The sequence below is a fragment of the Bradyrhizobium sp. MI1.7 genome (genome assembly GCF_055811795.1).
Map to the genome: position 1 here is coordinate 1 of NZ_JBVVPO010000140.1, position 8,379 is coordinate 8,379.

Sequence of the window (8,379 nt, forward strand, 5' to 3'; positions counted from 1 at the left end):
CGGGCATAGATCTGGGCCTGCCGGTAGAGCGGCAGATGATCGGCATATTTGGACACCAGAACCTGGGCGACCGTGGCGTCGGTCGGCAGGCCGCCCTCGATCAGCCGGGCCGGAGCCTCGGCCTGCACGACACCATCCTCGCAGGCACGCTGGACTACGCGGCCCGTGCGCCAGAGCCGCTCGACAAACACGTTGTCGCGCCAAGCGCCCTTGCCGTCAATGATGATGGCGATCTTCGCGTTCAGCAGCACATCGGTGAACTCGAGGCTGGTGAACTGGCTGCCCTGGTCCGTGTTGAAAATCTCGCCTGCCGTGCTTCGCCAACGCCTCCTGGACCGCTTCGACGCAGAAGGCCGCCTCCATTGTGATCGAGACGCGATGGGCCAGGACCCGTCGGCTGAACACATCGACGACCGCCGCGCGATAGACGAAACCACGCCGCATCGGAATGTAGGTGATGTCCATTGCCCACGCATGGTCGCGCCGCTCGATCTTCAATCCGCGCAACAGGTACGGGTAGATCTTGTGACCCGGTGCCGGCTTGCTCGTGTTCGGGCGACGATAGACCGCCTCGATCCCCATGCGCTTCATCAGCGTCGCGATGTGGCGGCGACCAGCGTATACGCCCTCCCGCCGCAGCAACGATCGCAGCATACGCGCTCCCGCGAAGGGATAATCGAGATGCAGCTCATCGAGCCGACGCATCAAGGCAAGGTCCTCGGTCGAAACTGGCCGAGGTTCATAGTAGACCGTGCTGCGAGCCAGCTTCAGGACCTTCGCCTGGCGCACGATAGAAAGATCATGACCGCGGTCGATCATCGCTTTGCGGTCAGCAGGCCCGCCTTGGTGAGCGCGCCGGACAAAAAATCGTTTTCCAACGCCAGCTCGCCGATCTTGGCATGTAACGCCTTCAAATCGACCGGCGTCTCGGCCGATGTCTTGTCATGCCCAAACACGCCGGCGGCGCCCTCCAGGAGCTGGTTTTTCCAGATCGTGATCTGGTTCGGATGAACATCAAAAAGTTGCGCCAGCTCCGCCAGCGTCTTGTCGCCTTTGACCGCAGCCAAAGCAACCTTCGCCTTGAATGCCGGAGAATGCGTCCGGCGGCTCTTCTTCGTCATCTTCGCTCCTGATTCGCGGCAAGAATCCTCGCCGCTGTCAGGCAGAAAATCCACTCAAGCTACTGTCCGAATTTGCGGGGCCAGCTCTCTGGCAGATGCCATTGAGGTGCGCGGCGAAGCGGGGGATCGCCCCTCGTAAAAAGCTATCCGAGAATGCTTCACAGTAACGACGTCACGGGCGCACCTTCATTGCAGCATGTGAATCCCGAATGCGAACGCGAGTAGTCCCGGATTCCGGACCCGGCCGTAGCCACGGCCGTTAGACGGAGGTGGACAGGGCCGTGCGTCCCTCAGGGGAGCGCTCAATGTGCTCCGCTTGCGGTACCGTTCGAGATCGCGCGCGTTACACTTTCCAGGCGGGCTGCGATGCCGCTCATCCGGCGCGCCGCGTGTTGAAGCGCTGCTATGTCGGTCGGCCCGGCGCCAGTCGCGAGATTGAGTTCGTTTTGCAGGTGCTGGAATTCTGTCCTGCACCGGTTGGCGAGAAGCATCGCGAATTCGTCCATTGGCGAAAGGCCCTAAAGGCATGACGGCCACGATGCGTTCGTGGTAATCGCTGCCGGCGGGCCGCGGTCGTCAAACGGCAAAGCTTGTAAGATAGTCATTGGTCGTCGTGACGGTGCCATATGCAAAGCCAAGCGCGGCCATGAACGCCGCATGTACTTGCAAGGCGGGCACTGTCATGCCGCCGAAAGTCAGATCGCACGTGGCGCAGGCATCGTGCACAATCGTGATCTTGTAGCCGTGATCGGCGGCGGCCCGGCTGGTGGCGTCGATGCACATATGGCTCATCGCCCCGACGATCACGACCTCCTTAACGCCCCCGGCCTCCAGCCGCTGGTTCAGGTCGGTGCCGCGAAAGGCATTGGGATGGTGCTTGACGAGCAGAGCCTCGCGCTGCAGTGGCTGGACAACGGGATTGATCTCCACGCCCCAGGTGTTCGGAGTGAAGATAACGGCGTCCGGTGCCTGCATTTCGTGCTGAACGTAAATGACCGTATCGCCACTCGCGCGGCCGGCCTGAATGACCCTGGCCGCATTGGCAGCGGCCTGCTCGATACCAGCAAGGGGCAGCTTGCCGCATGGGAAGTATTCGTTTTGGATGTCGACAACGATGACAGCGCGCTGAGTCATGCGTACATTTCCCTTCAACTTTAGACGAGCAGTCGATCGGCATTAACCTGCGCAGCCTCGGGAGCTGATCGGCGATGTGTATTCCATGAGCTATCGCGTTCGATCGTTTCGCTCTTTGTAGCCAGACCTACTCGCTGTCGAGCTGAGCGTTCGCTGATGTAAGCCCCCTTCCACCCTAGTCTGGTTGGGATTCTCAGAAGCGCGACAGAGAGGCACGCGAGTGAAGCGACCCTCACCTTGATTTTAGTAGATCTATTAAGTGGACGGTGCCGACCGCTTGTTATCCATCCTAGGTGTCTGGATGGGTTGCGCCTAAGGCCTTCAGAGGAACCACCTGCAGCGCCGGTCCATCCAGATTGAAATAGGTTTTGCGATTGCGATCGAATGTGTCGAGTTCGAGCACGAGGCGATAGGGATAGAGCCCGGGCTCCAGTTCCAGATCGACTGAGCCCGCCCAATAATAGTAGCAGGGCGTCGACGGACTACGAATCTTGTCCGGGCCACCATAAATCTTAAGATCATTACATAATTTGCGGAGCTGCGGCGTGCCGTCGGGCAGCACGAAAACGATGTTCACGATACGCGCGAATAGAGGCCAGCTCCCGTCCGAACGCTTTTCCATGTCAGTACAATAAATCAGCCAGTTCAGGACTTGGCCCTGGCGGCATACCGTGCGCAAGGTGTTCGTACCTTTGCCGGTACTGTCGCCGCCATTGTCCATCAGCCCAGTTTTCCCGCTGAGGCCGCCGTCCCGGAGGGTGCCGGCAACGTCTATGAGCGTGACGATATTTAACTGGGTAGAGGGCAGAGTGGGGCCGTCAGGCTTCTGGGATGCCGAAGTAACCATCATCAACTCCTGGCTCGCGTGGAAAGGGCGGAATCTTCAAGAGCGGGATCGATGAGGCGGGGGTCAGCACCCTTGTCGAGCGTCCGCGTCCGGCTGCCCAGTTCTAAGGTCAGGCGATATGGTAGGTCGCCGACCGGCTGCTTCACGGAACCAACCCAGTAGGTGACATCTGATTCACGATAGGTTTCGCGCCGAACTTCGCAGATTTCCGCCGGCAGTTCGAGAGCTCGTACCGCGGCATGCGTTTCGCATTCGATCGGCAATATCGTCCAGATGATCCGGTCTCCTGGTGCCACCGCCGTAGCCAGCTCGGCGGTCGCCTGATTACGCGAGCCGCCGAGACGGTTGTCATCGATCATGTAGAGAAGGCCAGCGAGCGTATCGGCCTCCAACGCGGCCGCGACATTCACGACCATTCGAACGTTGATCGTTTTCATATTGCGTCTCCTGCACTGCACGAGGGTCCGGAGGTCAGGATCGGCAGCAGGCCTGGTACGAAGCCGCGAGTGAAGCCGTTGACGCTCGGAGCGGTGCCAACCTGAATACCGCACGACATGGTGAAGATCTGCGGCTCCCAGAGCATCTCTCCGTTCTCCTGAACGGAGCGGTAGAGTGCCACCTCCATTGTATAGTCGTGGCGACCGACCTTGGCGGTATCAACAGTGGCACTCCAGTACCAGCCCTCCGTCGACGCATCGGGCGAACCGTAGAGGGCTGGATAAAGAACACCGTGTTCTACCGCCGCGCCGCGAATGCGGATGACAACTGGAGGCACGCTGGCCGCCGCAGTGGAATCGCTCGGTTCCAGGACCTCACCGGCCGCGTTCAGCAGGGGGGTGTCATAGGTGCGAACCGCACCGCGGTCGCGAACTTGCAGGAGCTTCGGGACGCGAATGCCGCCTTTCTGGTCGGCCAGCGCGTTGGCGACATCCTCCGGAGTGCGAGCGGAGAGGCGGCTCAGCAGCCGTCGTGCGGTGGTCGCGGTGTTGAAGCGGTGGGGATAGCTGCGGGGCAGCGTCGTTGGCAACTCGGCGACGCCCAGGGTGATCCAGTTCAGAACAGCCTCCATCGCCTGCGAACCGTCGGCATTATAAACGCCGGGAACATTCGTGACGCGGACGCCGGCGCCGGTCATGGGGGCGAACGGCCCCGTATTATCGATGAGATAGGCATTTCCATCGAGAGTGCCCTCCCTCAGGGCCGTCTCGATATCGATGATCGTGATAATCGAGATCTGCATTTCGTCATCCTCTATTGGAGCGGATTCTGCGGTCGCTCGACAGGAGTCGGCGAGGGTTGAGCCAGAAAGGCCCCTTCTTGCGGTGGAGGCACGAAGAAAAGAGACGGTCCCTCGATGCTGACCGTGCGCCCACTCAGGGCGCCCATAACGAGCGTCAGCCGGTAGGCATGATGCGAGCCCGGAGGGATCCAAGTGGGGGCGTATCCCTGCCAGTGGAGCGTCCAGGGGAGCGCGCCGCCCGTTACCGCTGGAGCGTTGCCATCAAACGACACGCCGGTCAGCCAAGCCATGGTCTGGACGTCTAGCGGTGTTAAACTCCAGCGGACCAGTTGTCCTGGCCAGACCGAGCTGACCAGCTTGGAGGTGCCAAGGCCCTCTCTGCGACAGGAGCCATCGTCAAACATGAAGACGTTGCTGTCCACTGTGTTGCGAAGCAACAGATCGACAACATCGACAAAAACTCGGATGTTGAGTGGTGTCATTGTTTCTCTCCCGCCGGGTGCGGTCCTGGTTCCCGTTTCAAATGCGGTCTACGACGAGGGGCACCTTGCCGAACGCGGTGCGGACCAAATCCGCATTCCGTGGATCTACAAGCCGAATGGCAAAGCTGTAGCGGGAGCTACGCAGACTTGCCTCGTTCGCCTCCAGCGCGTTGAAGACTGACAGGGATCGGACCAAACCCGCAATGATCAAGGGCGAGGAGCCTTCGGGGCCCAGCCGCGTGGCCACCTGTGTCGAAAGGGATGCGGCTTCCGGCGTGCCGATCACTAAGTGCAACCGCCCCTTCGCGCGGTCGACCTGGAACTGCATGTCGGTAGCGACGCTATCGATGTCCAGGACTTGCCGCTGCCGGAATTCGGCAGTGATAGCTGCTAAGGCCTGCGGTGCCGAATACTGCGTGTCGCCGATATGCATGAAGTCGCCACTGCGGCCGACATATTCAAATTGCATGGCATTCAGGCCGGCCGACCGCAAGTCCGGGCGACGGACGACTCGATCGCCTACTTTGTAGCGCAGCACGGGGGCAGCATTACCAAACAGGCGCGTCACCACCAGTTCGCCTTCTTCCCCTATTGCGGCCCATTGCCCGTCCGGCTTGACCACCTCCACCAGGTGTAAGCCGGGTACCGCAGTCAGGACGGGGCTTTCCGGATCGAGCTGCAGGCCGATGGTTTCCGCCTGGGTCGCCGCGAAGTAACTGAGTACGATCAGGTTTGGATAGGCTTTTCTGAGATCCGCCCGCACCCTGGGAGTGAGCACGCCACTTCCATACAGGGCGACCCGGAAGCTGTCACGCACCTCGCGAGCTAGACCGTCGGCGAAATTGGCCATTAGCGCAATGCTTTGCGTAATGCCCATCATCGCCTTCGGCCCCGGATAGGACATCATGAGCTGGAAGACTTCTCTGCTCATCGGGCCCGCGCCGATATAGTTCACGCCAGGGATCTTCTGGAGCACGCCACCCACCATGGTGCCGCTGCTCCACATCTGATAGTCGGCTAGCGTAGTGGCTACCCATTTGGCGCCGACGCCGATAAGGTGACGTGCCATAATGTGTCTGCCTATGAAATCCCCCGCCCAGCCGTAGGTGTCCTGCAGCTCGGCGAGCGAATAGACGGTTTCCGAGGGATTGCCGCAGCTGGTACCGCCGCTGGCCACAATTTCAAAGCCGCAGCGCTCGATCGGCACGACCATACCAGGCCGCGTTTCCGTGAACATTTGCCGGAAAACTTCCTTGTCAGTAAGCGGCAGCGCCTTGAACTGCTCGTAATTTTCCACCGGACCGGTCCCGACAGCACTATCGATGCGCTCGCGCCACAACGGATTGATGCGCGAGATGGAGACAAGTTGCGAGAGCCTGCGCTCAACGATGGCGGCCTGGCTTTCTTGAGACAATTCGTCAATCCTGCAGCGGGCATCGGTCTGCGCACGCAGAAGCGAGGTTAGAAAAGAAGGTAGAGCCAGCACGTCATCCACGGTGGACGGATGCAGCGTCGTGCCCGGCAGTACCCGGCCAGCGTAGTCGCGGGAAGAAGAGGGGAACTGGCGCATGTTCATTCCTGAGGCTGCAGTCGGATGGGCCGGTTCTGCTCGCGCTGTGTGGCGTTGTTTTCGAGGATCTCGCGGGCATGGCGTCGGATCTCCGCCACGATCCCCTCGATGTCAATCTGGCCGATCCGATGATTCATGAGGACGATGCGGAGCATTGTCTGTCCATCGAGATCAACCTTGGACAAGAGGTAACGCCCGCCCGCCCGTACGCGGTTGCGCAACTCTAGTTGCAGGCCCGACAGCCGATTGCCGTACACTCCAAGCGGCCGATGGACGAAGCAGAGGATATTGGATTCTGGTCGATACGGGACGATGAAGTCAGGCTGGTCGGCCAAATAATCGTGAGCCGCTTCCGTCATCATCACCAGGTGCTCCAACTTATCCGCGAAGGCGCGGCGACCATACAGTGACCAAGCCAGCCACAGGTTCAGGATCGCCGGCCGCTTTGTGCATTCAAAGTTCTTCACGCCGCTCTGCACTGCTGTCATCTCATCTTCAAAGGGGTCAAATACGTAACTGTCCTTCTGAGGAAACGCGGTCTCCGCCAAACCCTTCTCGCGGTAGAACAGCAAGGTGCAAAGGGCCGGGAGGAACAGGGCCTTGTGGGCGTCAAGGCAAAACGAATCCGCGAGCTCCAGTCCAGCAAGCCTTGGCCGCAGCCGGTCCGAAACCAGAAAAGCGCCATTGTGGGCCGCGTCGACATGTAGCCATGCGCCGCACCGCTTCGCCAGGGCTGCAAGTTCGGGCAACGGATCATTTGCCCCAGTCGCGGTCGTTCCAGCCGAAGCGATCAGGCAAAAGATATCCAGCCCCTGCGCCGCCGCTGCGTCGAGGGTCACTGCGGCGCGCTCCAGGCAGATCTGCCGACGACCGTTGAGCGGCAGCCGTATCACCTGATCCTGGCCAATGCCAATGATGCCGGCTATGCGGGAGACGGAGAAGTGGGCGTCCTGGCCAATGGCAATGGCAGGCCGGGTTGAGCGGCCGGCCGCGAGTCCGCCGTTCCAGCTTCCGGAAACGTAGCGGTTGCGGGCTACTAGTGCCGCGGTCATGTTAGCAAGCGAGGCCCCAGACGTCGTCACCATTTCGAAGCTAGCCGGTGGCCATCCGATGAAACGGCCAAACACCTCTTCGATGAGCCGGTCGGCAATGTTGGCGAGCTGTCCCGCCTCGTAGTAGGAGGCTGGCTGCGGAGCCATTGCGGCAACCATTTCGAAGACAGCAGTGACCGGTATCACCGAACTGAACTGCCGACCCATATATCCGCGTGAGTTCACTTTGATGCAGGTTTCAAGATAAAGTTCAAGAATGTCGGCGAAGCGGGCTGCATCAAAGCCGTCCAAATCAGCCGGAGTCATGAGACTCCGGGCGCTCGCCATCAGATCGGCTGGTCTTTGGAGGTGCACACCTTCAACGTCGTCGCGCGACAGCATACCAGCGAGCCGTTCGACGGCATAATGAGCGGCTGCGGCGAAATTCCGGACGTTAAAAAGCGATTCTGTTTCGGGGGCCACCGTCTGGCGCCGCTGCGACGAACCTTCATCGAGTATATTCGGCCTATCCATACTACGCCTCAAGATTTCTGATCATTGCCGACGCACCCATGCCGCGCAGGTATTCTCGAACGCCCGAAATTGTGCTGTTGGAGCAACCAAACATTCGGACTTGTTCGCCATTCGGAAAGATCTGTCATGGAGAGGCCCTTATGTTGTCGGCGCCGCGTCCTTTGCATATCTTGGGAGCAAACGCCGTCCCAGAGCGCAGCATGCGCCGTCCCAGAGCGCAGCATGTCTTATTGGACAATGCGATCGTTTCCTCCTCTCCCGACACCCGCCCTCAAGGTGGAGGGCATCGAGCAGCAAGATGATCGGTCCCTAGAACTTGGCGTCGACAGTCTGGTACTGTGGTGGTCGTGTACTGTGGTGTGCTGTGGTGGTCGTGCTGCAGTACCCCAAGGCTACTCAACCCGTACTCTCGTCGCCACT

The 8,379-nt window shown here is 60.3% G+C and carries 8 protein-coding genes and 2 pseudogenes; all 10 read right to left on the minus strand.

The genetic code is table 11. The features are described 5' to 3' along the window. Positions 1-149 (minus strand): annotated as a pseudogene (locus tag AC0L3X_RS45880) (IS66 family transposase); the annotation flags it as partial. Between the two features lie 15 nt (positions 150-164). Further along, positions 165-1,121: pseudogene (locus tag AC0L3X_RS45885) on the minus strand (IS3 family transposase); the annotation flags it as partial. A 302-nt stretch (positions 1,122-1,423) separates the two neighbouring features. Continuing rightward, positions 1,424-1,627, minus strand: coding sequence for a hypothetical protein (locus AC0L3X_RS45890; RefSeq protein ID WP_231145775.1), 204 nt, complete (start codon positions 1,625-1,627; stop codon positions 1,424-1,426). 70 nt (positions 1,628-1,697) lie between these two features. Beyond that, on the minus strand, positions 1,698-2,255 hold the full coding sequence (locus AC0L3X_RS45895; protein WP_231145776.1) for a cysteine hydrolase family protein: 558 nt from the start codon (positions 2,253-2,255) through the stop codon (positions 1,698-1,700). 289 nt (positions 2,256-2,544) lie between these two features. Continuing rightward, positions 2,545-3,102: a hypothetical protein gene (locus AC0L3X_RS45900; RefSeq protein ID WP_231145777.1), complete on the minus strand. Its 558-nt coding sequence runs from the start codon at positions 3,100-3,102 to the stop codon at positions 2,545-2,547. A 2-nt stretch (positions 3,103-3,104) separates the two neighbouring features. Further along, positions 3,105-3,539, minus strand: coding sequence for a hypothetical protein (locus tag AC0L3X_RS45905; RefSeq protein WP_439034103.1), 435 nt, complete (start codon positions 3,537-3,539; stop codon positions 3,105-3,107). After that, positions 3,536-4,342, minus strand: coding sequence for a hypothetical protein (locus tag AC0L3X_RS45910; RefSeq protein WP_231145779.1), 807 nt, complete (start codon positions 4,340-4,342; stop codon positions 3,536-3,538). The genes AC0L3X_RS45905 and AC0L3X_RS45910 overlap by 4 nt, the downstream gene beginning before the upstream one ends. An 11-nt stretch (positions 4,343-4,353) precedes the next feature. Next, positions 4,354-4,824: a hypothetical protein gene (locus tag AC0L3X_RS45915; protein WP_231145780.1), complete on the minus strand. Its 471-nt coding sequence runs from the start codon at positions 4,822-4,824 to the stop codon at positions 4,354-4,356. A gap of 37 nt (positions 4,825-4,861) precedes the next feature. Beyond that, entirely contained in the window at positions 4,862-6,400 is a 1,539-nt protein-coding gene (locus tag AC0L3X_RS45920; protein WP_473317527.1) for a phenylacetate--CoA ligase family protein, read from the minus strand. Beyond that, the gene (locus tag AC0L3X_RS45925; RefSeq protein WP_231145782.1) at positions 6,397-7,959 is read right to left on the minus strand and encodes a pyridoxal phosphate-dependent decarboxylase family protein; all 1,563 of its coding nucleotides are present in this window, start codon (positions 7,957-7,959) and stop codon (positions 6,397-6,399) included. Before AC0L3X_RS45925 ends, AC0L3X_RS45920 begins: the two co-directional genes overlap by 4 nt. Positions 7,960-8,379: the final 420 nt, after the last annotated feature.